Origin of the sequence: Flagellimonas sp. (assembly GCF_965215805.1) — a bacterium.
Taxonomy (GTDB): domain Bacteria; phylum Bacteroidota; class Bacteroidia; order Flavobacteriales; family Flavobacteriaceae; genus Flagellimonas.
In genome coordinates this window covers 539069-565238 of record NZ_OZ244124.1, presented here as the reverse complement: position 1 = coordinate 565238, position 26170 = coordinate 539069, and the positions used below count along the sequence as shown (strand labels likewise).

The window sequence follows — 26170 nt, the reverse complement described above, 5'->3', positions numbered from 1 at the left end:
TGACGACAAAACATAAATTTTAACAGGCTGAATTGTAAGGATTTGCATTTTTATGACACTTCTCAAAAGGTGCTATGAAAATTTTTGGTTCCCTTCTTTTGTTCATGGCTATCTGTACCATGAACATGTCTTATGCCCAGACCTGTTGTTCGGGAGGTGTTCCGCTGTCCAATAATCTGGGTTTGCCCAATGAAGGCAAAGGGGCATTTACCTTGGGTATTAGCTATGACTACAATAATCTTAACACCTTAAATGCTGGCTCCGATAGGTTGGATGATGATTCCCGGCTACGTATTACCAATTCTGTCTTGGTCAGTGCAGGATATGCTTTTACGGATAGATTATCCGTTGAATCGCTTTTGACATGGGTAAATCAGTTGCGGACGATTTCCCAATTTGGAAACGAAACGGACACCGAAACCAGGGGTATTGGCGATGGGGTTTTTTTGGTAAAATATGCGTTTCCTGATTTGGTGGGGGAGAAGTCAAACATTAGTATTGGAGGAGGGATTAAGATTCCCTTTGGACGATCCGATTTTACTACCCCAGAAGGTATCCAGCTTACAGCGGACTTACAGCTGGGAAGTGGCGCATGGGACTTTGTGGGCCTGGTATCTTTTTCAAAGAATCCAGCTTTTAGGGAATCGGCTACCCTATCTGCCAATTTTACTATGAGATTTACTGGGGTAAACAAGGATTATTTGAATGGCACTTCCACCTACGAATTCGGAAATGAGATTCAGGGCAATGCGGGTTATTCAGACCAATTTTTATGGCTCAACACCATTTTTGAACCTTCATTGGTTGTCAAATACCGGAAGGCCTTTGTGGATAAAATCAATGCCTCCGACTTACCCAATACGGGTGGGGAATGGATTTTTATCCGACCAGAAATTTCCGCTGCGCTTTCACCTTCCTTGGCCTTGGTGTCCAAAGTTGAAATACCGGTCCACAGTTTTGTGGAGGGAACACAACTGACGCCTACCTTGAGAGTTACTGCGGGGATTTTTGTCACATTAAAACGAAAGAACAACACGATACTCAACAACTAAAAAATACTTGCTATGAAACGAATATTGATTTTTTTGGTGTTGTTTGCGATGTATGGCTGCAGCTCGGCCGAGCAGACAAACTCGGGTGGTACGGATGACACTCCTACAAATAATTCCTCTCCGTGGAGTATTCCTGTACAGGAAGTTTTGGATGGAGGCCCGGGAAAGGACGGAATTCCAGCCCTGGAGAATCCTAATCTGATCACAGCGGATCAAACCGAGATACTACAAAACAATGATTTGGTGTTGGCCTTTAAAAATGGGGATGAGGTAAGGGCATATCCGCATATTATATTGGATTGGCACGAGATTATAAACGATAATATCGGGGATGTTTCCATGGCAGTGACCTTTTGCCCCTTGACCGGCACAGGAATAGGCTGGGGAAGAATGTTGGAAGGTACTGAAACTACTTTTGGGGTTTCAGGACTGTTATACAACACCAACCTTATTCCTTACGACCGCTTGTCCGACAGCAATTGGTCCCAAATATTGAACGAATCCGTAAATGGAACCTTAATTGGCAGTAAACCAGAATTGTATCAACTGTTGGAAACCGATTGGGGAACTTTAAAACAGATGTTTCCGGAAGTTAGGGTTGTGAGCACCAATACTGGTTTTTCCAGAACCTATGGGGTGTCACCCTATGGGAACTACAACACGGATCACGACTTTTTCCTGTTTCCCGTGGATAGAGATCCTCGATTACCATCCAAAGAAAAAGTCTTAGCCATTTTGAATGGAAATCGGGCCAAGGCGTATCAGTTTTCTGATTTCCAGTCCGAAAATGTTATAAGGGACTTGTATGGTGGCAATGAACTGTTATTGGTGGGCAATCAAAGTTTTATAACGGTATTTGCTTTGGATGAGGATACGGTCAACCTGGAATTTGAGTATGCGTTTGCTGTTGGAAATGGCGCTATTGTACTTACGGACAATGAGGGGAATGAATGGAATGTTTTTGGCGAAGCCGTTTCAGGACCAAGGCAGGGTGAGCGTTTAGGACAGGTTGATGCCATGATGGCACAGTGGTTTTCCATCCCTGCATTTTATCAGACCCAGTTATATAGTGAATAAAAAAAGCCCCAAAATTTTGGGGCTTTTCCTATTTATGGTTTCGGAATTTTTACATCATTCCTGGCATTCCGCCGCCACCTCCCATTGGAGGCATGGCTGGGGCATCTTCCTTGATGTCGGTCAATGAACATTCCGTGGTCAATATCATTCCTGAAACAGATGCCGCATTTTCCAATGCAATACGGGTTACTTTTTTAGGATCGATGATACCTGCTTTCATCATCTCCACATATTGGTCAGACTTGGCATCGTAACCGAAGTCACCTTTACCGTCCATTACTTTGGCAACAACAACTGAACCTTCGCCACCTGCGTTTTCAACAATCGTACGCAATGGGGATTCAATGGCACGTGCTACAATTTGCAATCCAGTTTCCTCATCGGCATTTACAGAATCAACTTTGGCAAGTACAGACTTGGCTCTAACCAAGGCAACACCTCCACCAGCAACGATTCCTTCTTCCACAGCAGCTCTTGTGGCGTGCAAAGCATCATCCACACGATCTTTTTTCTCCTTCATTTCAACCTCAGAAGCGGCACCTACATAAAGTACGGCAACCCCACCAGCCAATTTGGCCAAACGTTCTTGAAGTTTTTCCTTGTCGTAATCCGAAGTAGTGGTTTCAATTTGTGATTTGATCTGATTCACACGGGTTTTGATATTGTCTGTGTCTCCAGAACCGTTCACTATAGTAGTGTTGTCTTTGTCAATAGTGATTCGCTCACAAGAACCTAGCATCTCCAAAGAGGCATTTTCCAAAGAGAATCCTCTTTCCTCAGAAATAACGGTACCATTGGTTAGGATGGCGATGTCTTCCAACATGGCCTTTCTTCGGTCACCGAAACCAGGTGCTTTAACAGCTGCGATTTTCAAGGAACCTCTCAATTTGTTCACCACTAAAGTAGCCAATGCTTCTCCATCAACGTCCTCAGCTATGATCAATAGGGGCTTTCCAGATTGGGCAACAGGCTCCAATACAGGAAGCAAATCCTTCATGGAAGAGATTTTCTTGTCGAACAACAAAATGTATGGGTTCTCCAAATCGGCAATCATCTTTTCAGAGTCGGTAACGAAGTAAGGAGAAAGGTATCCGCGATCAAACTGCATTCCTTCCACAACATCAACGTAGGTATCAGTACCCTTGGCTTCCTCCACGGTGATAACACCTTCTTTACCCACTTTTTCAAACGCTTGGGCGATAAGGTCACCGATGGCTCCGTCATTGTTGGCAGAGATGGCGGCAACTTGCTTAATTTTTTCAGAGGAGTCCCCTACTTTTTTGGACTGCTTGGCAAGGTCTGCAACAATGGCTTCCACAGCCTTGTCAATTCCTCTTTTCAAATCCATTGGATTGGCACCGGCAGCTACGTTTTTAAGGCCTTCCTTTACGATAGCTTGTGCAAGAACGGTTGCAGTGGTTGTTCCATCACCGGCAAGATCGTTGGTTTTGGAAGCAACTTCCTTTACCATTTGGGCACCCATGTTCTCCAGGGCATTTTCCAATTCAATTTCCTTGGCTACGGTTACCCCATCTTTAGTGACTTGGGGAGCGCCGAAGGATTTGTTGATGATTACGTTTCTACCTTTGGGTCCCAAGGTAACTTTTACAGCATTGGCCAAGGCATCCACACCTTTTTTTAGGCCGTCGCGTGCGTCTATATCGAACTTAATATCTTTTGCCATTTTATAATTTTTATGTTGAAAAATTAAAGTTCCAAAATCCAAATCCCAAATGATGTATTCAGGAAGGTCGCATTTTGGAGTTTGTTATTTTGATTTTGGAATTTTTAGCTGTTATACGATTGCTAAAATGTCACTTTCGCGCATGATCAAGTAGTCAGAACCGTCCAATTTCAGTTCGGTGCCTGCATATTTTCCGTAAAGAACAGTATCGCCAACCTTAACGGTCATGGATTCGTCCTTAGTTCCAGGACCAACGGCAACTACGTTTCCTTTTTGAGGTTTTTCTTTGGCGGTATCGGGGATGATGATTCCCGAAGCTGTCTTGGTCTCAGCCTCTACGGGTTCTATAAGTACCCTGTCCGCTAATGGTTGGATGTTAACTTTAGCCATATTATTAATCTTTAGGTATTTGTTTTAAAAATTCTCGAATGTTTGGACAGAAATTATGCCATTATGATGAAAACTGACATTATATAAAACAAAAATGCCAGCTTGTCATTTCAAGCTGGCATTATGTATTTGTTCTGTCACCTAATTTTAGTTGATGGTGTCCGCTGGATTAGTGTTATCCGTAGCTGGAACTTGCTCAGGAACTGTTTCTGGAACCGTCTCAGGTACCGTATTTTCAATATCGTCCCCTTGTAACAATTTAGAGTCGGCCTGACTGAAATTTCCTTTTAAGGAAACATTGGAAATTAGAATCAAAACGATCAACAACCCTGCTAAGGTCCAAGTGCTTTTATCCAAAAAGTCCCCAGTTTTTTTGACTCCCCCAACTATTTGGCTGCCACCACCTCCAAAAGAGGAAGACAATCCACCTCCTTTAGGGTTCTGTACCATGATCACCAATACCAACAAAAGGCATACAACAATGATCAAAATCAAAAATATAGTAAACGTACTCATGGTTTTATCTTAATCTTTTTCTTTCTGCAGCTTCTTCACCGCCCGAATTTGGTCTGCAAAGAAACCACTTTTTTCTGGATATTTCAAACTCAATATTTTGTAGGCCTGAATGGCTTTTTTGTACTTTTTTTGCTCCAAATACACCTTGGCCAACGTTTGGGTCATCAGCTCATTTTTGTCCATCTTCGTGGACTCTTTTATGTTCACCTTAGCACCGGAATCTTCACTGGGGACAATCTTGGGTTTATTCTCAATAAACTTGTCCAACAAATCAAACTTTTGTCTTTTGTCCAGTCTTTTTGAATCGGATTCCTGATTGGCCTCATCCATGGGATTGGAGGTAAGTTGCAACCATTCGGTAAAGGAGTGGCGCTCCTTTTTGGTGAAGGGCAGAGGTTTTCCCAATTCCAAATCAGCCTTACCTTCGGTAACTTCATCTGTGCTAGGTTCCGATTCAGTGCTTTCCGGTTTGGATTTAAACAGGGCTGGACTCAAAATTTGTTCCGCGTCCTGAATATTTTGAGGGAGCGCTTCCTTGGATTCGCCCAATAGATTTTCCGCTTCGGGATTCGGTTCAATCTCCTCGGATACTGCTTTTTTGTCTTCCAATTTGGGCGCTCTACCGGCAATGGTATCTGCTATATTGTTTTGAACAAACTCCTGGGATGTGATAAAATCAAAAAGAACATCCCGATCCGCCGTATGGGCAGCAGTGACTTTTAGGGCATTGTTGTATTTATAACTGTCCAGATTTTTTAGTCCTTTTAGATGTAAGGCCCTGGCAGCTTGAAAGTACGGATACTCTTCAATGATACCTTCCAGTTCCCGCGTTTGTTTGGGAGACAGGATGGTGTCCGATTTTTGAAGAACTTCTATAAAATCCGATACGTTCATTTGTTTACCAATTACCTAAAGAGGCATTAAAAATATCCTGGGTGATTCGTTCAAAAATTTCCTCATGGGCCGCAGATTGCACTGATGGCAAGGAAGCCGCAGCGTCAAAATCAAAAAAGAAGGAAAAGCGACGTTCAAAATCCGCGTCGTCCTTGGTCTTATTAAAAAACCGCACATTAACGCTCATGGTCAATCGGTTCTGGGCGGTCAATTGATCGGCAGTGGCGGTCATTGGGGTTACCCTGTATTCCACGATTTCCCCTTCGTAGAGCAAATCCCCATTACTGCCAGTCAATGAAAGACTCGTAAGGTTGTTGATCATTTCCTGGAGGGCATTGGTAAACTCCCTATCCAATCCAGGTTCAATTGTTGAGCCAGGATTTTGATCCGCATAATTCTGAAAAAAGTTCACCTGGAAGCTCTCCGCGGTTCCTATATCCGCTCCTGAAAAATTATAAATTCCACAGCCTTGTAGACCGAAAAACAGGACAAATAGTCCCAACTTAATTCCTTTTTTTACCATTGATTTATTTGTCCAATAATCCAACACTCCAATAATCGATTTTATCAAAAATTACAGATCGTATTGCTTTATTTTTCTATACAAGGTCCGTTCTGAAATACCTAGCTCCGAAGCGGCTGCCTTTCGCTTGCCTCGGTTTCGCTCCAAGGATTTTTTGATCAGCTCAATTTCCTTTTCCTGTAAAGATAGGGTTTCTTCCTCTTCAATTTCCTCGGCAAAATGATAGCGATCCTCCTGCGGTTGTGATACGGTGGTTGTGGTTTCAACAACAGGTTCAGGTAGATGCAAAACTTCTGTTACATTGGTTTCTTCCTGTGGGATTTCCTCTTCCTTGTTTCCATAAATCTTGCGGATCAAGGTTTCATTTTCCTCCTGTACTTTTTCAGAGTCGTTGTTTTTTAACAATTCCAAAGTGAGTTTTTTGAGGTCGTTGAGGTCGCCCTTCATATCAAATAGCACTTTGTACAAGATCTCCCTTTCATTACTGAAATCACTTTCCTTCTTTTGTTGTTCAATTACTGCAGGAAGGTTGGTGTTACTTGAGTTGGGTAAGTAGGTGTGCAGGGTGGCCGCTGAAATGGTTCTATTTTCCTCCAATACGGAAACTTGCTCCGCAATATTTCTCAATTGCCTAATATTCCCTGGCCAGCGATATTTCAACAATAATTGTATGGCAGGGTCCTCCAATCTGATGGTGGGCATTTTATATTTCTGGCCAAAGTCGGAGGCGAATTTTCGGAACAACAAATGAATATCGTCACGACGTTCGCGAAGCGGAGGGATATTGATTTCCACGGTGCTCAAACGATAGTAGAGATCTTCCCGAAATTTTTCTTTTTTAATGGCCTCAAACATATTGATATTGGTTGCAGCCACAATACGTACATCCGTTTTCTGGACTTGGGAGGACCCCACTTTCAGGAATTCCCCATTTTCCAATACCCGAAGCAATCTAACCTGGGTGGTTAAAGGTAATTCCCCAACTTCATCGAGGAAAATGGTTCCTCCATTGGCCACTTCAAAATATCCACTACGGGTTTGGGTGGCTCCTGTAAAGGCGCCTTTTTCGTGACCAAAAAGTTCACTATCAATGGTTCCTTCGGGAATGGCTCCGCAGTTTACCGCAATATACTTGGCGTGCTTGCGATGTGATAGGGAATGAATGATTTTTGGAATGGCCTCCTTACCTACACCGCTTTCCCCGGTCACCAAGACAGAGATATCGGTAGGGGCAACTTGGATGGCTTTTTCCAAGGCCCTATTCAGCTTTACATCATTACCAATGAGTTCAAAGCGTTGTTTTATGGATTGAATTGATTCCATATTTTTTTAGAGTCTGGATTCAAGAAGCAAGAAACAAGATGTGTCTTGATTCCTGGCTCTTAAATCTTGAAGTCTTAATTATTTTTACTTAAACCTTGTGCTTCCCCTATTAAGGTCGCTGAGGTGCATTCGTTGATTTTGACATTGACGAAATCGCCCACTTGGTAATTTTCCTTCGGAAAAACAACCACGGTATTTTGGGAGTTTCTCCCCTTCCAATGCGTATCCGATTTTTTTGAAGGCCCTTCTATCAAAACCTCCTCTACCTTGCCCACATGTTGTTGGGTTCTGTAAAGGCCGTGTTTTTGTTGAAGATCAATAATCTCCCGAAGTCTTCTTTTCTTGGTATCCTCTGGAATATCGTCCTCCAATTTACGGGCTGCCAAGGTGCCAGGTCGCTCGGAATAGGCAAACATAAAACCGAAGTCGTACTTCACATATTCCATGAGACTCAAAGTGTCTTGATGGTCTTCCTCGGTCTCCGTGGGGAAACCAGCTATCGTATCCTGGCTAATGGCGCAATCAGGAATGATTTTTCTGATGTTATCTATCAGCTCAAAATATTCTTCACGGGTATGCAAGCGGTTCATGGCCTTCAAAACCCTATTGCTTCCACTTTGCACCGGAAGGTGGATGTACTTGCAAATATTCTCATGTTTGGACATGGCCTCAATGACATCCAATGTCATATCCTGAGGATTTGAGGTAGAGAAACGAATCCGCATTTTAGGCTGTGCAATGGCGACCATCTCCAACAGCTTTGCAAAGTTCACCGAAGTGGCCTTTTGCATTTCCGAGGCCTTTTCGAAGTCCTTTTTTAAACCACCGCCATACCAGAGGTAGCTGTCCACATTTTGGCCCAACAGGGTAATTTCCTTAAAGCCTCTTTCCCATAGATCATTCACTTCTTCCAAAATGGATTGTGGATCTCTACTGCGCTCGCGTCCACGTGTGAATGGAACCACGCAAAAGGTGCACATATTATCACATCCGCGGGTTATGGATACAAAGGCCGTTACGCCATTGGAGTTCAGTCGAACAGGAGCAACATCACCATAGGTCTCATCTTTGGAAAGAATAACGTTCACCGCATTTCTTCCCTCGTCAATCTCTTGGATTAGGTTGGGCAGGTCTTTGTAGGCATCAGGGCCTACCACCATGTCCACAATCTTTTCCTCTTCCAGGAATTTGCTTTTCAAACGTTCTGCCATGCAGCCCAAAACCCCAACTTTCATTCCTGGATTGGTTTTTTTGACCGCATTGAATTTTTCCAATCGTTTGCGGACGGTCTGCTCGGCTTTTTCCCTGATGGAACAGGTGTTGACCAAGACCAAATCGGCCTCCGCCAAATCCTGGGTGGTGTTGAATCCCTCCTTGGCCAAAATGGATGCTACGATCTCACTGTCCGAGAAATTCATTTGGCAACCGTAGCTTTCAATGTAAAGCTTGCGGTCGTTCTTTTCATCACGTTCCAAAGCAAGGGGACTTCCTTGTTGACTTTCGTCTATAACCTTCTCTAATTCTTCGTTCCTGATCATTTCGCTATAATGGGATGCAAAGATAATGCATAATCCAAATTGGTGACAATTTGGCAGTTGAATTATGAAGGGATTAACCAAATTTTAGAGAAAATCGTCCGAAGCCTTATAAGCATCTATGACTGCCTGCTCCCCTTTGGAGCCTTCAATGGAGTTACCGTGCTCCATGCCCAAAATGTCCTTATAGCCTTTGTCGTAAATAAACTTGAAAACGTTTTTATAGTTGATTTCTCCTGTAGTGGGCTCCTTTCGGCCTGGGTTGTCCCCAATTTGAAAGTATCCAATTTCATCCCAACAAGCTTCTATGTTGGGGATTAAATTGCCCTCCTGAATCTGTTGGTGGTAAATATCGAACAAAATTTTGCACGAAGGAGAATCAACCGCTTTACAAATTTCATAGGCTTGAGGACTTTCAGACAAAAAGAGACCTGGATGGTTTCTGAAGTTCAAAGGCTCCAAAACCATAACAAGTCCATGCGGCTCCAAAATATCAGATGCCCTTTTTAAGGATTCCACCACATGGGCGGTTTGGTATCCCATGTTTTGTCTTAGGTCTACATGGCCGGGAACAACGGTCATCCATTTAGCATTAACACGTTTGGCCACTTCAACGGACTCTTTGATATGGGATAGAAATTCTTCCCGAAGGTCTTTATCCCCACTGGCCAAGTTGGGCTCTTTCCAGTAAATCTCATGGGCCACAAAAACGCCCATGTCCATGCCTCTATTGGCCATAGTACTGGCCATTTTCTCCTGTAGGGCAACCGTTCTCTTTTTCATGCCATTGTCCTCATAGGCTTTAAAGCCTTGATCTGCCATGAAGTTGAGTTGGTCAATGGGGTCATCGCCAGCTTTGTTTTTAAACATGCCCAAATGAGGGGCATATTTTAAATTGAACGTATGCGCCATGGGCTTGGCTTCTCCTCCAAATAAATTGGGGGAAACCCCTAGGGCAGCACCAGCCATTGCCGTGCTGTTTATAAAAGTTCTTCTTTTCATAATTGATGCTGTTTGGGATTAAACAAATTTGGTTACCCCGGGCATGGGAATTGGATATCTTCCTTCAGCATCTGGTACCGTAGGTGGATTGGAATCCCAAGTTGGATTCTCAGGAACCAAACTCAAATCCGAATTCAGGGCCTGTTCCCAAGTAATGGTCTGACCAGAGTAGGTGGCCATTCTGCCCATGATGGCGGTCAATGTGGATTTGGCACCGTTTTCCGCATCCGCAATTACTTCCTTGTTGCGGATAGAAGCAAAGAGCTTGTCATGTTCTACTTGATAGGGATTCGGGTCGCCCTCTTTTTTGGTATTCAATATGGTATTTCCTCCCAAGTCCGAAATCACTCCACTGCCAGTCACGATTCCTCCTTTGGAACCTTGGAATACCTCATCCACTCTTGAAAAACATCCTTTTTGATGTCTGCACTGACTAGAGATTACAGCTCCGCTCGGATAAGTGAATTCCACGAAGTGGTGATCATAAATTTCCCCATGGTCTTTGCCATTTCTGGTTTGCCTACCTCCCATACCTTGGGCTGAGGCTGGATATTCCCCAATAAACCAGTTGGCCACATCAATGTTATGGATATGTTGCTCCAAAATATGGTCACCACATAGCCAATTAAAGTAATACCAATTACGCATCTGGTATTCCATCTCGGTCTGCTCAGGGGTTCTTGGTCTTACCCAAACCCCACGACTGTTCCAGTACACTTGGCCCGATACAATTTGTCCAATGGCGCCATTTTGGACTTGCTCATAAAGCCTATGGTATTTTTTCTCATAATGGCGTTGCAGTCCAACAACCACGTTCAGTTTTTTCTCCTTGGCAATTTTGGCGCTTTTCAATACGCGTCTAACCCCGGCTGGATCTGTTGCCACGGGTTTTTCCATAAATACATGTTTGTCTTGCGCAATGGCGTATTCAAAATGCAGGGGGCGAAATCCTGGAGGGGTAGTCAAAATGACCACATCTGCCATATCTATGGCTTTGGAATAGGCATCAAAGCCCACAAAACGATTCTTCTCTTTTACATTGATCTTGCGCTCCCCATCAAAATGTTCCATGATGGCGGTCAGGCTGTTTTCAAGACGGTCTTGAAAAGCATCGGCCATCGCTACCAATTCTACATCTGGGTCGGCTGTTAGGGCCTGAACCGCGGCACCGGTGCCACGTCCCCCACATCCAACCAGGGCGAGTTTCAATTTTTGATTTCCTGCTACATAACCCATGGCATTCATGGGAATAGTGCTGGTCATTAACGCACCGGTTGCGAGTCCGGTGGTCTTGACGAACAATCGTCTGTTCAATTTTTCTGCTACGTTGTTTTTGCGATTTTGCGACATGGTTTTAGTTTGTATGTTTTTCCTTCCAATATACTTTTTGTTCTTCGGCACTAGGAGTTTTATAGGGCCTAACAATTCTAAATCCGATAAAGGGGGCATCGGTATGCCACCATTTACTTTTTGGGATTTGAGGGTCTCTTATTTTCCATTTCTTTTGGGAAACTTTTCGGGAAGCGCTCCTTAATCGGTCCGCAGCATCTGCCCAGGAGCCTCCCTTCAATGTTCTCGGGTAGGTTTTGTCCGGTTTTACAAATGGATTCACGTTGGTCTTTTTTTTCCGCTTGGAATAGGTTTCCTCATCATATTTGTCCAAGGTCCATTCTGCTACGTTTCCGTGCATATCGTAAAGTCCCCAAGCATTGGGTTTTTTTTGACCTACTTGGTGTGTTTTTCCATTGCTGTTTTCTTTGAACCAGGCATAGTCCTCCAGATCGGAAGTACTGTTTCCGAAAGCGTAGGCATCTTGTGAGCCTGCCCTGCAGGCATATTCCCATTCGGCTTCCGTAGGAAGTCTGTAAAAGTTACCGGTCATGGCGGTAAGCCATTCACAAAATCTGGAGGCGGCCAGTTGGGTCATGCTCACCGCGGGATGCCCTTCGACCCCCATACCAAAATCCATGACAATATAGGGAACTGTGGCTCCAGAAACGGCATCAACGTCAATGGAAGCTTCATTGGCCAGTTTTTTGGAATCCCTTTGGTTGTCAATGGACCTGTGCACGTAGAGATTGTACAAATCCCAAGTGATTTCAAATTCCGCCATCCAGAAGGGTGCAACTTCAACCGAATGGGTTGGTCCTTCATCACTGGATCTACCCTTTTCGTTGGACGGACTACCCATGGTAAATGTGCCGCCCTGAATAGGAATCATTTTAACTTGGACGTCGGTTCCTGAAATGTTTTGATTGTAGGCCTTAAACGGTTTTTGCGCCGTGCTGCTTATTCCAATAAGGAACAAGGTTAATAAAAAAAGTGTTCTCAACAGGTTAATAAAAAAAGTGTTCTTAGTTTGCAGTATTCTCAATAAAAGTATGGTTTTATACGCGATATATTTAAACTTTTTTGTGAAAATCCACGCAACGTTATTCCAGACTTCTTATCTAACAAATGCTATACAATCCAATAAACTTATACAAAAAATGAAAAAGAAAATTCTACTGGTTTTGAGCTTGGTTGCCATAAGCTTTGTATCCTGCGAATCCAATGATGATAGCGATTATGCAGAATACTTGGTTGCCAGACCCCTTGTGATCAGCAAGGCAGAACTAACTACTATTGACATTATTGCTCCGACCCCTATTAATGAATCTGGGAAAGTTTATACCTATCAGGATTACATTTTTATAAATGACAAATACCAAGGGGTGCATGTAATTGACAATTCCAATGCGCTCCAGCCCAGAAAAATTGCCTTTATCAAAATTCCTGGAAATGTGGATGTCTCTGTTAAGGACGATTTCCTATATGCCGACAGTTTGACCGATCTTGTTGTTTTGGATATCTCTGACATCAATAATATATCGCAGGTTAACCGATTGGAGAATGTGCTATATAATAATGTCTTTTGGCCTTTTGAAGCCGATATTGTGGAGAATGAGGATTTTGATTGGGAAACCGAAGTATTGATAGGTTGGGAAACTACCACGGAAAGAAGACTGATTGCCGAAGTGGAGGAACAAAGAAATACAGATGTGATATTTTTTGGCGATATAGCCTTGGCAGAAGCTTCTGATGCAGGAGGTGCTGGACAAGGAGGGTCGCTGGCTAGGTTTAAAATCGTGGAAGATTATCTCTATGCTGTGGATAGTCATAATATTAATGTATTCAACATTTCCGATTTGGATAACCCGGTAGACTTGGAAGATGTATATGCCGGATTCGATATTGAAACTATTTTCAATAGGGGCAACCATTTGTTCTTGGGAAGTATGAGAGGGATGTACATTTATGATATCACCTCCCCTGCAACCCCAACCTTTGTTTCGGAGTTTCAACATGGTACTGCTTGTGACCCTGTTGTGGTGGATGGGGATTATGCCTATGTGACCTTGAGAGGTGGAAACAACTGCGGGGCTTTGGAGAGTGGACTCTTTATTGTGGATATATCTGACATTGAAAATCCTGAGTTGACCGTCGATTATACCATGGATGAACCCTATGGTTTGGGGATACGGGATGAAAAGTTGTTTGTGTGCGATGGAAGTTCAGGGCTTAAGGTCTATGACAAGACCGATGTGATGGAGTTGGAACAGTTAAATCACTTTAAAGATATTGTTACGTTTGATGTAATTCCGTTGGAAAGCCATTTGATCATGGTTGGCGATGAGGTGCTGTATCAATATGAATATCTGGATGACGACATCAGGCTGATGAGCCAAATTGACTTGAAGTAATCCAATACAATAAGCTTCTGTAATATCCCGTTTTAAGCGGGATATTTTTTTGCGCTTTATTTTGTCAAAAAGTCAAAATCGAAAAATTCATATACTTTTGTTACCTCTAAACCCCGTTGCATGCCTAAGAATTTAGTTATAGTTGAGTCACCTGCGAAGGCTAAGACCATTGAGCGTTTTCTAGGAAAGGACTTTCAGGTAGAATCCAGTTTTGGTCATATTGTAGACCTACCTTCCAAGGAACTTGGTGTTGATGTAGACAATGGATTTAAACCCAAATACACGGTTGACAAGGAAAAGAAAACCTTGGTGAAAAAACTGAAGGATTTGGCTCAAAAAGCAGATACCATTTGGTTGGCCAGTGATGAGGATCGGGAAGGGGAAGCCATTTCGTGGCATTTGGCCGAGGCTCTAAAATTGGATAAAAGCCGAACCAAACGAATTGTTTTCAACTCCATTACCAAATCGGCCATCCAGAAGGCCATAGAAAACCCAAGGGAAATCAATTATAATTTGGTGAATGCCCAACAAGCCCGAAGGGTCTTGGACAGACTGGTGGGGTACGAACTCTCTCCAGTGCTTTGGAAAAAGATAAAACCGGGATTGTCCGCAGGTCGGGTGCAGTCTGTTGCTGTACGACTGATCGTGGAACGGGAACGGGAAATTGAAGGTTTCACGCCAGAGGCTTCGTATAGAATCCGTGCTGAATTTAAAACTTCCAACGGAAATAATTTTGCCGCCAAATTGGGAAAAACCTTTCCCACCAAGGAAGCAGCAGAAAGTTTTTTGCAACAAAACATGGGTGCGGATTTTTCCGTGGCCAGTTTGGACAAAAAACCGGCCAAAAAGTCCCCGGCACCTCCATTTACAACTTCAACCTTGCAACAGGAAGCCTCCCGTAAGCTTTACTTTTCAGTAAGCCGTACCATGCAAGTGGCGCAACGCTTATATGAAGCGGGGTTGATTACATACATGAGAACGGACAGTGTCAACCTTTCCAATGAAGCACTGAATGCTGCCAAGGACGCCATTGTTCAAAATTATGGGGAGTCCTATAGCAAGGTGAGGAACTATACAGGTAAATCCAAAGGTGCGCAAGAGGCTCACGAAGCCATTCGCCCTACAGATATGTCCAGGCAAAATCCATCCTTGGAAAGAGACCAAGCCAAATTATACGAATTGATTTGGAAACGGACCTTGGCCTCACAGATGAGCGATGCCCAATTGGAACGTACCAACGTAAAAATTAAGGCCAATACTCATGGCGAGGAATTCTCGGCCAACGGGGAAGTGGTCAAGTTTGATGGATTCCTTAAAGTATATCTGGAAGGGATTGATGAGGAGGATAAGGTTGAGGAACAAGAAGGAATGCTACCTGCCATGAGTGTGGGAGAAGCACTCCAAAATAATTTTATCACAGCCACCCAACGTTTCACGCGACCACCTTATAGATATACCGAAGCATCTTTGGTTAAAAAGTTGGAGGAGCTTGGCATAGGAAGACCATCCACTTATGCCCCAACTATTTCCACCATTCAAAACAGAGGGTATGTAGAGAAGGGAACTGTGGAAGGCACGGAAAGAAAATATACCCAGTTGCTGTTGGAAGCTGGAAACATAGCTGAGAAATCACTTTCCGAGATGATAGGTTCCGATAAGGGTAAATTGGTGCCCACGGATATTGGAATGATTGTGAACGATTTCTTGGTGAGTCATTTTACCACCATACTGGATTACAATTTTACAGCAAAGGTTGAGGAGAACTTTGATGAAATTGCCGATGGGGAAGAAGATTGGCAAAAAATGATGCAGGAGTTCTATAAGGACTTTCATCCCAAAGTGCTTCATGTTGAGGAAAACGCGGAACGAGCCAGCGGGGAACGGGTTTTGGGTACCGATCCAAAATCGGGAAGACAAGTCGCCGCAAGATTGGGACGTTTTGGCCCCATGGTTCAAATAGGTACCGTGGAAGAGGAAGAAAAACCCTTGTTTGCCAGTTTGTTACCGGAACAGTCCATTTCCACTATCACTTTTGAAGAGGCCATGGAGCTTTTTCAACTCCCAAGAAAATTGGGTCAGTATGAAGGTGAAGAAGTGGAAGCCAATGTGGGTAGATTTGGCCCCTATGTCCGTTTTGGTAAGAAGTTCATTTCCTTGGACAAGGGTGAGAGTGCTTTTGATGTGGATATGGATCGCGCCATTGAGTTGATCAAGGCCAAGCAAAAGGCAGATGCTCCCATCGCCCATTATGAAGATTTGGAAGTTACCAAAGGTGTTGGACGTTTTGGTCCTTTCATCAAATGGAACGGAATGTTCATCAACGTCAACAAAAAATACGATTTTGATAATTTGACCCAAACGGATATAGGAGAGCTTATTGAGGCCAAAAAAGTTAAAGAGGCCGAGAAATTGGTCCAGGAATGGCCAGCAGAGAAAATCCGTATTGAAAAGGCTAGATGGGGAAGACATAATATTATTAAGGGTAGAATCAAGGTGGAGTTGTCCAAGGATGTGGATGCTACCAAGATTTCCTTGGAAGAGGCACAGGCCCTTTTGGAAAAGAAAACACCTAAAAAGAAAACAAAGGCGAAAGCAAAAAAGTAAATGGCATTCGATTTTTTGGTTCCGGTCAGTGATAAGGTACTGGCCTATTCAGAATTACTTCCGCCCCAGGCCCTGGGAAAAAACATCCATAAGCACACAGAGAAGAAAGGGCTACCTGTATTTGCCAATGCAACGGTGGCCATCTTTGCGGTAAATGAGTCCCGAAATGCTTTCGAGAAAAAACCGGAACGTTTGGATGTGGACGAAATCCGAATCCAGTTGTATCGTCTTATGACAGGGAACTGGAATTCCACCATTTTGGACATTGGCGATATAGAGGAAGGGGACACCGTAGAGGATACCTACTTTGTGGTAAAAGAGGTAGTGGCCGGTCTTTTGGAGGAAAATATTATACCTATTATAATAGGAGCCACCCAGGATATCACATTTCCAACCTATAGGGCATTTGATAAAATCAGGGACATGGTCAACCTGGTGTCCATTGACAGCCGGTTTGATTTTGGAGAGGAAGAAGAGTTGATATCTTCCCACTCCTACATGACCCGAATCATAACAGACAAACCCAACAATCTTTTCAATTTTTCCAACATTGGCTACCAAAGTTATTTCAATGCCCAGGAAGAAATTGATTTGATGGAACGACTTTTCTTTGATGCCTATCGTTTGGGAGATATTGCGGCCAACATTTCATTGGCGGAACCCATTTTGAGGAGTTCCCATATTGTTAGTTTGGATTTAAGGGCCATTCGCGCCAGCGAAATGGGCTTGTACAAAAACTTTTCCCCCAACGGATTTACTGGAAGGGAGATTTGTGCCATAGCACGATATGCTGGCATAAGCGATAAGGTCTCCCTGTTTGGAATTTATGAGGGCGAGAACTCGCTTCAGGCTTTCCAAATGATTGCGCAAATTATCTGGTACTTTATTGAAGGCATCAGTTTTAGGATAACGGAGTTTCCAAGTTCCAAGAGTGAGGACTTTACCAAGTTCACTGTACCAACGGATACCGAGGAACTGATCTTCTATAAAAGCCATATTACTGAGCGTTGGTGGGTTGAGGTCCCATCAATTTTACCCGAACATACTAAAACAAATTCGGCGGCGTTATTACCATGCACCGAGGAAGACTATTTGGATGCTTGCAACCAGAAGATTCCCGAAAGGTGGTTCAAAGCTTACAGAAAGGGCTTTAACTGAACAAATTAAATTTTGAGCATTAACTGTTTTTACACAATAATTTATTCAAAAATCAGTTTTGAGAATAAGAAATTTGTGTAGCACAGTTTAAAAAACTAAATCGAAAATTTAACCTAAAGTATGAGAAAGCTATTCTTTTCATCTATAGCACTTGCTTTTTTACTCGCTAGTTGCGGTTCAAATTCAAAGTCAAAAGGTGAACTCGTTGGAGCCCAAGGAAAAAAATGGTATCCAGAGAAACCCTATGGGATGGAACTAATTCCCCGTGGCTCCTACGTAATGGGTAAGGCTGAGGAAGATCAGGCTAAAGTATTGAATGCTCCTACTAGAACGGTGACCGTTCGTTCCTTTTATATGGACGATACGGAAATTACCAATAGTGAGTATCGACAGTTTGTGGAGTGGGTGAAGGATTCCATTACCAGAACCAAATTGGCCATCTTGGCCGATGAGTTGGGAATTGGCCCAGAAGATGAAGGGATAGGGGAATATGCCTTCAAGGACACTGACACTTCCAGAATTTCAGTTTACGAAAAATATATGCTCGACAATTATGCCGGTCTTGGAGAGACCGGTTATGAAGGTAGGGCCTTGAACAAGGATGTGGACTTGGTTTGGGATACTTCGGAATACCCAGATGAGTACTACGCCGAAGTAATGGACTCCATTTACTTACCTGAAGAGGAAAGTTATAATGGTTTGCGTTCCATAGATGTTACCCAATTGAAGTACAAATACAGTTGGATGGACATCGAGGCCGCCGCCCGAGCTAAAAAAGGAAGAAGAAAAGACTTTATTAAGCACGAGGAACTCGAAATCTATCCGGATACTACGGTATGGATCAAGGATTTTGAGTATTCCTATAACGAACCCATGCACAATGATTACTTTTGGCACGATGCATACAGCGATTACCCTGTTGTTGGGGTAAACTGGATGCAGGCCAAGGCGTTCTGTAACTGGAGAACCAAGTTCAAGAACGATGATCAAAAGGCAAGGGGCAAACAATTTGTAAACCAGTTTAGGTTGCCTACAGAAGCCGAATGGGAGTACGCTGCCCGTGGAGGAATTGAAGGAGGAACCTATCCTTGGGGTGGTCCATATGTGATCAGCGACACAGGTTGTTTTATGGCCAACTTTAAACCACAACGTGGGGATTACGCAGCCGATGCTGCCCTATACACCGTGGAGGCAAAGTCTTATGAGCCAAATGATTACAATCTTTACAACATGGCTGGTAACGTAGCGGAGTGGACAAGCTCCAGCTTTGACCAAGGAGCTTATGAATACCTGTCCACCATGAATCCAAATATTGGATCGGGACAGAACCAAAGAAAAGTGATTCGTGGAGGGTCTTGGAAAGACGTTGCTTATTTCTTGCAAGTAAGTACACGTGATTACGAATACCAGGATTCCGCACGTAGCTATATCGGATTCAGAACCGTTCAGGATTATATGGGCGAGGAAGATTCCACCAACGGTAGAAGAAACGGGTTACCTTCTGCTAGATAAATTAAGAAAGAGAGCATTATATAAACCAGTAACCAAATACTTATTTATATAACTTAATTAAAACTAGAATTATGGCACAGTCAAAATCAACAAAAAAGCTGTTTAACATGGCCTACGGCCTTGGGGCATCGGTAGTAATTATTGGTGCACTATTTAAAATCCTTCACTGGGAGTTCGGACCACTGACCGGTGGATTGCTTCTTGCAGTAGGTTTGATCACTGAAGCATTGATCTTCGCTATCTCTGCATTTGAACCAGTAGACGATGAATACGATTGGTCTTTGGTGTATCCAGAATTGGCCAATGGTCAGTCCAAAGGAAACAAGAATGACGCTAAGCAAGCTAAAGAAGCTGAGGGTCTACTTTCCAGAAAATTGGATGATCTATTGAAAGAAGCCAATATCGATTCTGAGTTGTTCAACAGCTTGGGTGAAAGTATCAAGAATTTTGAGGGAGCTGCCAAAAACATCGCTCCTACAACAGATGCTATCCAACACACAAAGAAGTACTCTGAAGAGTTGTCACATGCTGCCGCTCAAATGGAGTCTTTGAACAGCTTGTACAAAGTACAATTGGAAAGCGCTAGCCGTCAAGCTTCCATCAATGAGGAAGTAGTACAGAATGCCGGAGCTCTTAAAGAGCAAATGGAATCTTTGGCTACCAACCTTTCTTCCTTGAATGGAGTTTATGGAGGTATGCTTTCTGCCATGAGCAAAAACTAATTAGGGTTTAATTGATATACCAAACCCCAGATCAAATTAATTAATAATTCTAATTAGATAAAAAACATGGCATCAGGAAAACAGACACCACGTCAGAAGATGATCAACCTTATGTACTTGATCTTCATCGCGATGTTGGCACTAAATATGAGCAAGGAGGTCCTCGCTGCATTCGGTTTGATGAATGCAAAACTGGAGACTTCCAACGAAAAAGCCGAAGCTAACAACTTGGCCTACTTTGAAGGTCTTGGGACCAAAGCATCTGAAGATGCGATCAAGTACGGCCCGTTGTATGAAAAGGCTCAGACCGTTCAACAACTTTCCAACGAGTACTACGAGTACTTGGAGGATTTGAAAAAACGTATGTTGGCCGATCAGGAAGACCCGAACAACTATGTTGTGATGGACAAGTCCGATTTTTTGGACAACCTTTTCTTCAAAGGCGACAATCTTAAGCCAGAAGGGCAAGAGTTTTTGAACAAATTGACCAATTATCGTGAAAAGATATTGGCTGCACTTCCAGAAAACATGTCCGAAATCAAAGGAGCTGTTCAGGCACGCTTCGAGACAGGTGACAAAGATGGAAAAGTAACCAGACTTCGTGATAAAGTAAAAGTAGATTGGATCAACTATCACTTTGAAGGATACCCATTGGTGGCTTCCTTGACCAAGGTGACCCAGTTGCAGGCAGATATCATGTCTACAGAGCAAGAAGTATTGAAAGGACTTTTGGAAGGTAACTTGACAGAAGCCGTTTCCCTGAAGAATTTCGCTACATCCTTGTCCGCTTCCAAAACTGCTTTTTACACAGGTGAGAAGTACGATGGTAAAATTATCATCAGTAAGACTGACAACTCTTCCAAGCCAGTTAGGGCTGAGTTGAAGTTGGATGGTAGAAACCTTACTGCTGAAAAGGATTATGTGTTGGAAGAAGGTGGTATCAAGTTATTGATCAGTGCCGGTGCTGCTGGTGACCATACTGTTTCTGGAACTATGTTCTTTATGCAGGATGGTGAAGAGATTCCAGTTGAGGTGAACAACACCTTTGCTACGATCACTAAGCCTAATGCTGCAGTTATCTCTGCCGATAAAATGAATGTTGTTTACCGTGGTGTGGCCAATCCTATGACCATCTCCATTCCTGGTATTCCAGATAACAAAGTACGTGCAACTGCTCCTGGTCTTACCAGAAGAAGTGGTAGTAACTATGTGATGAATCCGGGTACGGGTAGAAAGGTTACCATTACTGCTTCAGGTACGTTACCTGATGGTAAAGGGATCTCTACTAGGTCTGAGTTTAGGATCAAGGATATCCCAAGACCAGGTGGTACCGTACGTGGTGAGGCCGGTAGCGTTAAAATGCCAAGAAGAAACCTTGAGATTTCTACAGTTGGCGCCATGTTGGAAGACTTTGATTTTGACTTGAACCTAGCCGTTAGCGGATTTAAGTTCAAGGTGCCAGGTCAGCCAACCATTAACGTAAATGGTAACAAATTGGATGGAAGAGCCAAGTCCGCTCTTAAGAGAGCAAAGCGTGGTGATGCCGTTCAGATATTCGATATCAAAGCTTATATCACAAACAACAGAACATACAAGTTGAAGAAAGTATCTCCTGTTGTAGTTGAGCTTACAAATTAATTAAGTATAGAAGTATAATCATGAATTGGAAAAATGCATTAATTATTGGAGCGTTGGCTTTTGCTCCCGTATCCATGCTGGGTCAGGCAAACATCTTGAATGCCAAGTTACCACAGGATATAGGTGTAAAGACCGAGGCCCAAAAAGAACAGGACAATGACGCCCCCCTAGCCTACGGATATGTAGATGATAGGGACATCCTTTGGTCCAAGACCGTATGGGAGACCATTGACCTGGACGAGCGTGTTAACTTTCCATTGTACTACCCAACCGATACCATTGGTATTGGAGCGGACAGAAGGTCTTTGTACCATGTTTTGATGAAGAACATCAGAAATGGAAAACTGACCGAGGTGTACACCGATTCGTATTTCACTGAAAAACGAACTTTAGGAGACTTGAGCGCTACATTAAGCAAGGTGGATACGACAGACCTTGGATACGAGCAATTAAATGCTGGAGAGCAGATTTCTGCGGAGTTTATCAACCAAAGGGATTTGAGCGCAGCTGATATTGAAGAGTATCGCATAAAAGGGATGTGGTATTTTGACAAGCGTCAAGGTGAGTTGAAGTACAGACTATTGGGAATTGCCCCCGTAGCACCGGACGTAAACTTTATTGACGACGAGTCTGTAGATCCAGGCGAAAACAAAGTAGAACTTTTCTGGGTATGGTATCCTGCCGCCCGTCAAGTACTGCATGACGCCAAGGTCTATAACCAGCGTAACTCTGCACGACCCATTTCCTTTGATATGCTGTTGAACGCACGCCGATTCAACGGGGTTATCTATAAGGAGGACAATGTCCACGGAGATCGTGAAATAGATGATTACGTATTTGACAATGCACTGTTCCAATTGTTGGAGGCCAAACGAATCAAGGAGGTCATCCGCGATAGGGAACAGGATATGTGGGCGTATTAAATGAGTCTCAACCTTTAAGCTAAAAGCGAAAAAGGTTGCTAGACGAATTAATCCCGAATTTATTCGGGATACCCCCAAAATAAATTTCCAATTCTATACAGCAAAACGCCGCACGAAAGTGCGGCGTTTTTTTGTTTGCCCGTCTCGCTGTAATAAGGACAGCTGTCTTCAAAATATCCAAACATCCAACAATCCAACAATCCAATAATCCAACATTGAACCTTTAACCCATATTCTCGTCCAGTATTTATAAATTCGCCCCATGTTGGATTACCTAGTAGTTGGCCTCGGCTTGGCCGGAATCTCTTTTTGTGAAACCCTTGAAAAAGCAGGGAAGACATACCATGTCGTTTCAGATAACTCCCAACAATCCTCCTTGGTGGCAGGGGGTATGTACAACCCTGTTATTCTAAAGCGTTTTACACTGGCCTGGAAGGCCAAGGAACAATTGGATTTGGCCATGCCATTTTATGCGGATATGGAACAGAAATTGGGCGTAGAGCTAGATCATAAATTGCGGGTACTTCGCAAGTTCGCTTCCATTGAAGAACAGAATCTCTGGTTTGAGGCGGCTGACAAACCTGGACTGGAAAACTTTATGTCCACCACGATTCAAGAAAACCAAAACCCTTCTTTGGATGCTCCATACGGCTTTGGCGAAGTGCTTCACACAGGACGTATTGATACTGCTGTGCTTCTGGCGTCCTACACCCAATATTTACAAGATAAAGGCAATTTGACCCTTCACTCCTTCACCTTTAACCATTTTAAGGCGTTTCCTGATTATATTTCATACAAAACCATCAAGGCCAAGCAAATTGTCTTTTGCGAGGGCTATGGGCTTAAAAACAACCCATTTTTCCGTTATTTGCCGCTAAATGGGACCAAAGGAGAGCTTTTGACCATCAAAGCACCGACTTACCAAGAGGAAAATGTGATCAAATCAGGGGTGTTTACCATTCCAATGGGGAATGATTTGTATCGGGTTGGAGCTACTTACAAATGGAAGGACAAGACCAATACTCCTACGGAAGAGGCCAAATCGGAACTCTTGGAAAAATTGAAAACTTTCCTCAAATGTGATTTTGAAATTGTGGATCATGTTGCTGGAATTAGACCCACGGTAGTGGATAGGCGACCTCTAGTAGGGCAACATCCCGAACATAAAAATCTTTATGTATTAAATGGGTTTGGTTCCCGAGGGGTAATAATCGCTCCCTATGCTTCCGGACAACTTTTCAACCATATTGAAAAAGGAGCCAATCTGGATTCAGAAATCAATATTCACAGATTCGCCAAAATGTATTACCAAAATAAGAAAGTAGAGTAAAAACATGAAATTATTCCTTCTTGCTCACAAGTTGTCAGAGATAGGGATCCGTCACATTCGTGACAATTTATGAAATTCGTGTCAACCTATTGGCAGAACGCAAAATGGCTAATTAATAAGGGTAAGGTAGAATCAACCTGTTACTGACGAACGTGACCCTTGACCTCAGGTTCGTACTTAAAAAAGAAATTGATCCAGATATTTCGGGACAATCTTATGATCACGGGTAAAAACACGATCAGGGTCAAAACTATCGCAATAAAAGTGTTGACCAGGGAAGCTCCCAAAATCAAAAACGCAATGACAAACGCAGCGGTGCCAAAGGCTATGCCTACCGCATAACTCACATACATGGAGCCATAGAAAAATGAGGGCTCAATTTTATATTTGGTGCCACAGTGCGAACAACGTTCATGCATCTTGAACAGTTGGGAAATGGCATAGGGATTCGTGCTTTCATACATACTCTCTTCGTGGCATTTGGGGCAACTTCCTGTTAAAATGCTGTAGAGTTTGTTTCCTTTTTTTAACATTTGCAGCGATTTTGATGCAAAAGTACGGATTAACCCTCTTTTGTTATGTAATTCAGGTCACATAAAATGCTTAATATTCACAATCTTTCGGTCGCCTTTGGGGGCGAATATCTTTTTGAGGAAATCGCCTTTCGGTTGAACGGAGGAGACCGTGTGGGACTTATCGGGAAAAATGGGGCAGGCAAATCTACTTTGCTCAAGTTACTTTCCAAGGAAATGGCTCCTGATACAGGAACAATTGCCACTGAAAAGGACATTAAGATTGGTTTTTTAAAGCAGGACATTGATTTTGAACAGGGACGAACGGTTTTGGAAGAATCCTATCAAGCTTTTACCGAAATCAAAGCGCTGGAACTCCAGTTGGAAAAGATCAACCAAGAACTGGCGGAGCGTACCGATTACGAAAGCGAAGGCTACAACCAATTGATGGTAGATTTGATCGACGTGACCCATCGTTATGAAATCCTTGGCGGCTACAACTATCAAGGAGATACCGAAAAGGTGCTGATTGGATTGGGCTTCAAGCGGGAGGATTTCGACAAGATTACCGATACCTTTTCCGGTGGATGGCGCATGCGGATTGAGCTGGCCAAACTCCTGCTTCAAAACAATGATGTGCTGCTTTTGGATGAGCCTACCAACCATTTGGATATCGAATCCATTATCTGGTTGGAGCAGTTTTTAAAAAATTATAGCGGTGCTGTGGTCATCGTTTCCCACGACAAGATGTTCTTGGACAATGTGACCAATAGAACCATTGAGATTTCACTGGGACGAATCTACGATTACAACAAACCGTACACCAAGTTTCTGGAGCTTAGAAAGGAGATGAAAGAACAGCAATTAAATGCCCAGAAAAATCAGGAAAAGCAAATCCAACAGACCGAAAAACTCATTGAAAAGTTTCGTGCGAAGGCTACCAAGGCCTCCATGGCGCAATCCCTGATTAAAAAGTTGGACAAGCTGGAACGTATTGAAGTCGATGAGGAAGACAATAGCGTCATGAACGTGAGATTTCCAGTTTCCGTCACCCCAGGAAAAGTGGTGGCAGAATTGGAAGATCTCTCCAAAAGCTATGGTGACAATCACGTATTGACCGGAATTGATCTTTTGGTGGAGCGCGGCAGCAAAACAGCCTTCGTAGGTCAGAATGGGCAAGGAAAGACCACCTTGGCCAAGATCATGGTGGGCGAACTGGACCACGGAGGAAGCATCAGGATAGGACATAACGTCCAAATCGGATATTTTGCCCAAAACCAAGCGGAATATCTGGATGGTAACAAGACCATTTTGGATACCATGATTGATGAAGCCAATGAGAGCAACCGAAGTAAAGTAAGGGATATTTTGGGCTCCTTTCTCTTTAGAGGGGATGAGGTGGAAAAGTATGTAAAGGTGCTTTCCGGAGGGGAAAGAAATCGGTTGGCATTGGCCAAAATGCTGCTTCAGCCTTTCAATGTATTGGTTATGGATGAACCTACCAACCACTTGGATATTAAATCCAAGAATGTACTGAAACAAGCCCTGCAAAACTTTGAGGGCACTTTGGTACTGGTTTCCCACGACAGGGATTTTCTTCAGGGATTGACCGATAGGGTGTATGAATTCAAGGAAGGCCGAATCAAGGAATATTTGGGGGATATTGACTTTTATTTGGAGCAACGAAAGGCCGAGGATTTTCGAAAAATTGAAAAGGGCGAGCAAAAGACCCAGGTCAAAATTGAAAAATCTAAAGAAAACGACTATCAAGCCCAAAAGAAGCTAAAATCACTTAAAAACAAATTGAGTGGGGTGGAAAAGAAGATTTCGCAGTTGGAAAAGGAAATTGCCGAAATTGATCACGACCTGCTCATGGATTACGATGCAACCATTGCCAAGCCTAATTTTTTTGATGGTTATCAAGGCAAAAAGAAAGAATTGGAGACCCTAATGCAGGACTGGGAAAGTCTTTCCCATGAGCTGGAATCCTTGGAATAAGCCCTAAAGACCATTCTACACCACATTTTTCACC

General features: G+C 43.2%; 22 protein-coding genes. 11 read left to right on the top strand and 11 right to left on the bottom strand.

All coding sequences use genetic code 11. From position 1 onward, the window contains the following. Positions 1-74 precede the first annotated feature (74 nt). Positions 75-1052 carry a transporter gene (locus ACOOE0_RS02485; RefSeq protein ID WP_420400898.1) on the top strand — a complete coding sequence of 326 codons (978 nt, stop codon included), beginning with the start codon at positions 75-77 and terminating at the stop codon, positions 1050-1052. Positions 1053-1064: 12 nt separating this feature from the next. Then, a complete protein-coding gene (locus ACOOE0_RS02480) occupies positions 1065-2129 on the top strand; it encodes a DUF3179 domain-containing protein (RefSeq protein ID WP_420400897.1) in 1065 nt (354 codons plus the stop codon). Between the two features lie 49 nt (positions 2130-2178). Here the strand turns inward: ACOOE0_RS02480 and groL are convergent, their stop codons facing one another. The 10 genes from groL to ACOOE0_RS02430 all read right to left on the bottom strand — a co-directional run bounded on the left by groL (position 2179) and on the right by ACOOE0_RS02430 (position 12328). Further along, a complete protein-coding gene (gene groL / locus ACOOE0_RS02475) occupies positions 2179-3813 on the bottom strand; it encodes a chaperonin GroEL (protein ID WP_420400896.1) in 1635 nt (544 codons plus the stop codon). 111 nt (positions 3814-3924) lie between these two features. Further along, the gene (locus ACOOE0_RS02470; RefSeq protein ID WP_138837935.1) at positions 3925-4203 is read right to left on the bottom strand and encodes a co-chaperone GroES; all 279 of its coding nucleotides are present in this window, start codon (positions 4201-4203) and stop codon (positions 3925-3927) included. Between the two features lie 147 nt (positions 4204-4350). Next, positions 4351-4719: a preprotein translocase subunit SecG gene (gene secG / locus ACOOE0_RS02465; RefSeq protein ID WP_420400895.1), complete on the bottom strand. Its 369-nt coding sequence runs from the start codon at positions 4717-4719 to the stop codon at positions 4351-4353. Between the two features lie 9 nt (positions 4720-4728). Next, entirely contained in the window at positions 4729-5613 is an 885-nt protein-coding gene (locus ACOOE0_RS02460) for a hypothetical protein (protein WP_420400894.1), read from the bottom strand. A 4-nt stretch (positions 5614-5617) separates the two neighbouring features. Continuing rightward, positions 5618-6136 (bottom strand): LptE family protein, encoded by a 519-nt coding sequence (locus tag ACOOE0_RS02455; RefSeq protein ID WP_420400893.1) that lies wholly within the window; start codon positions 6134-6136, stop codon positions 5618-5620. A 51-nt stretch (positions 6137-6187) separates the two neighbouring features. Next, positions 6188-7459, bottom strand: a complete 1272-nt coding sequence (locus ACOOE0_RS02450) for a sigma-54 interaction domain-containing protein (protein WP_420400892.1) — start codon at positions 7457-7459, stop codon at positions 6188-6190. A gap of 74 nt (positions 7460-7533) precedes the next feature. Beyond that, positions 7534-8997, bottom strand: coding sequence for a tRNA (N6-isopentenyl adenosine(37)-C2)-methylthiotransferase MiaB (gene miaB, locus ACOOE0_RS02445; RefSeq protein WP_420400891.1), 1464 nt, complete (start codon positions 8995-8997; stop codon positions 7534-7536). Positions 8998-9081: 84 nt separating this feature from the next. Next, complete coding sequence (locus ACOOE0_RS02440) at positions 9082-9996, bottom strand: hydroxypyruvate isomerase family protein (protein ID WP_420400890.1); 915 nt, start codon at positions 9994-9996, stop codon at positions 9082-9084. An 18-nt stretch (positions 9997-10014) separates the two neighbouring features. Beyond that, entirely contained in the window at positions 10015-11346 is a 1332-nt protein-coding gene (locus tag ACOOE0_RS02435; RefSeq protein WP_420400889.1) for a Gfo/Idh/MocA family protein, read from the bottom strand. A gap of 4 nt (positions 11347-11350) precedes the next feature. Next, positions 11351-12328, bottom strand: coding sequence for a formylglycine-generating enzyme family protein (locus ACOOE0_RS02430; protein WP_420400888.1), 978 nt, complete (start codon positions 12326-12328; stop codon positions 11351-11353). Between the two features lie 157 nt (positions 12329-12485). Here ACOOE0_RS02430 and ACOOE0_RS02425 point away from each other — a divergent pair, with 157 nt between their 5' ends. From ACOOE0_RS02425 to ACOOE0_RS02390, 8 genes are all read left to right on the top strand, one after another. Then, entirely contained in the window at positions 12486-13739 is a 1254-nt protein-coding gene (locus ACOOE0_RS02425) for an LVIVD repeat-containing protein (RefSeq protein WP_420400887.1), read from the top strand. A gap of 120 nt (positions 13740-13859) precedes the next feature. Continuing rightward, complete coding sequence (gene topA / locus ACOOE0_RS02420) at positions 13860-16343, top strand: type I DNA topoisomerase (RefSeq protein WP_420400886.1); 2484 nt, start codon at positions 13860-13862, stop codon at positions 16341-16343. Beyond that, complete coding sequence (locus ACOOE0_RS02415) at positions 16344-17501, top strand: formimidoylglutamase (RefSeq protein WP_420400885.1); 1158 nt, start codon at positions 16344-16346, stop codon at positions 17499-17501. A 120-nt stretch (positions 17502-17621) separates the two neighbouring features. After that, positions 17622-19013 (top strand): gliding motility lipoprotein GldK, encoded by a 1392-nt coding sequence (gene gldK, locus ACOOE0_RS02410; protein WP_420400884.1) that lies wholly within the window; start codon positions 17622-17624, stop codon positions 19011-19013. Positions 19014-19084: 71 nt separating this feature from the next. After that, positions 19085-19735 (top strand): gliding motility protein GldL, encoded by a 651-nt coding sequence (gldL, locus tag ACOOE0_RS02405; protein WP_420400883.1) that lies wholly within the window; start codon positions 19085-19087, stop codon positions 19733-19735. Between the two features lie 66 nt (positions 19736-19801). Further along, complete coding sequence (gene gldM, locus ACOOE0_RS02400; protein WP_420400882.1) at positions 19802-21373, top strand: gliding motility protein GldM; 1572 nt, start codon at positions 19802-19804, stop codon at positions 21371-21373. A 20-nt stretch (positions 21374-21393) separates the two neighbouring features. Next, positions 21394-22296 (top strand): gliding motility protein GldN, encoded by a 903-nt coding sequence (gldN, locus tag ACOOE0_RS02395; protein WP_420400881.1) that lies wholly within the window; start codon positions 21394-21396, stop codon positions 22294-22296. A gap of 262 nt (positions 22297-22558) precedes the next feature. Next, on the top strand, positions 22559-23626 hold the full coding sequence (locus ACOOE0_RS02390) for an NAD(P)/FAD-dependent oxidoreductase (RefSeq protein ID WP_420400880.1): 1068 nt from the start codon (positions 22559-22561) through the stop codon (positions 23624-23626). Positions 23627-23766: 140 nt separating this feature from the next. Here the strand turns inward: ACOOE0_RS02390 and ACOOE0_RS02385 are convergent, their stop codons facing one another. Beyond that, positions 23767-24159, bottom strand: a complete 393-nt coding sequence (locus tag ACOOE0_RS02385) for a DUF983 domain-containing protein (RefSeq protein ID WP_420400879.1) — start codon at positions 24157-24159, stop codon at positions 23767-23769. 66 nt (positions 24160-24225) lie between these two features. Between ACOOE0_RS02385 and ACOOE0_RS02380 the strand changes: the two genes are divergently transcribed. Next, a complete protein-coding gene (locus tag ACOOE0_RS02380; protein WP_420400878.1) occupies positions 24226-26136 on the top strand; it encodes an ABC-F family ATP-binding cassette domain-containing protein in 1911 nt (636 codons plus the stop codon). Positions 26137-26170 lie beyond the last annotated feature (34 nt).

Bases quoted from the DNA above. Each gene is read 5' to 3' on its own strand.
- ACOOE0_RS02485 (WP_420400898.1), top strand. From the start codon at position 75: ATGAAAATTTTTGGTTCCCTTCTTTTGTTCATGGCTATCTGTACCATG.
- ACOOE0_RS02480 (WP_420400897.1), top strand. From the start codon at position 1,065: ATGAAACGAATATTGATTTTTTTGGTGTTGTTTGCGATGTATGGCTGC.
- groL (WP_420400896.1), bottom strand. From the start codon at position 3,813: ATGGCAAAAGATATTAAGTTCGATATAGACGCACGCGACGGCCTAAAA.
- ACOOE0_RS02470 (WP_138837935.1), bottom strand. From the start codon at position 4,203: ATGGCTAAAGTTAACATCCAACCATTAGCGGACAGGGTACTTATAGAA.
- secG (WP_420400895.1), bottom strand. From the start codon at position 4,719: ATGAGTACGTTTACTATATTTTTGATTTTGATCATTGTTGTATGCCTT.
- ACOOE0_RS02460 (WP_420400894.1), bottom strand. From the start codon at position 5,613: ATGAACGTATCGGATTTTATAGAAGTTCTTCAAAAATCGGACACCATC.
- ACOOE0_RS02455 (WP_420400893.1), bottom strand. From the start codon at position 6,136: ATGGTAAAAAAAGGAATTAAGTTGGGACTATTTGTCCTGTTTTTCGGT.
- ACOOE0_RS02450 (WP_420400892.1), bottom strand. From the start codon at position 7,459: ATGGAATCAATTCAATCCATAAAACAACGCTTTGAACTCATTGGTAAT.
- miaB (WP_420400891.1), bottom strand. From the start codon at position 8,997: ATGATCAGGAACGAAGAATTAGAGAAGGTTATAGACGAAAGTCAACAA.
- ACOOE0_RS02440 (WP_420400890.1), bottom strand. From the start codon at position 9,996: ATGAAAAGAAGAACTTTTATAAACAGCACGGCAATGGCTGGTGCTGCC.
- ACOOE0_RS02435 (WP_420400889.1), bottom strand. From the start codon at position 11,346: ATGTCGCAAAATCGCAAAAACAACGTAGCAGAAAAATTGAACAGACGA.
- ACOOE0_RS02425 (WP_420400887.1), top strand. From the start codon at position 12,486: ATGAAAAAGAAAATTCTACTGGTTTTGAGCTTGGTTGCCATAAGCTTT.
- topA (WP_420400886.1), top strand. From the start codon at position 13,860: ATGCCTAAGAATTTAGTTATAGTTGAGTCACCTGCGAAGGCTAAGACC.
- ACOOE0_RS02415 (WP_420400885.1), top strand. From the start codon at position 16,344: ATGGCATTCGATTTTTTGGTTCCGGTCAGTGATAAGGTACTGGCCTAT.
- gldK (WP_420400884.1), top strand. From the start codon at position 17,622: ATGAGAAAGCTATTCTTTTCATCTATAGCACTTGCTTTTTTACTCGCT.
- gldL (WP_420400883.1), top strand. From the start codon at position 19,085: ATGGCACAGTCAAAATCAACAAAAAAGCTGTTTAACATGGCCTACGGC.
- gldM (WP_420400882.1), top strand. From the start codon at position 19,802: ATGGCATCAGGAAAACAGACACCACGTCAGAAGATGATCAACCTTATG.
- gldN (WP_420400881.1), top strand. From the start codon at position 21,394: ATGAATTGGAAAAATGCATTAATTATTGGAGCGTTGGCTTTTGCTCCC.
- ACOOE0_RS02390 (WP_420400880.1), top strand. From the start codon at position 22,559: ATGTTGGATTACCTAGTAGTTGGCCTCGGCTTGGCCGGAATCTCTTTT.
- ACOOE0_RS02385 (WP_420400879.1), bottom strand. From the start codon at position 24,159: ATGTTAAAAAAAGGAAACAAACTCTACAGCATTTTAACAGGAAGTTGC.
- ACOOE0_RS02380 (WP_420400878.1), top strand. From the start codon at position 24,226: ATGCTTAATATTCACAATCTTTCGGTCGCCTTTGGGGGCGAATATCTT.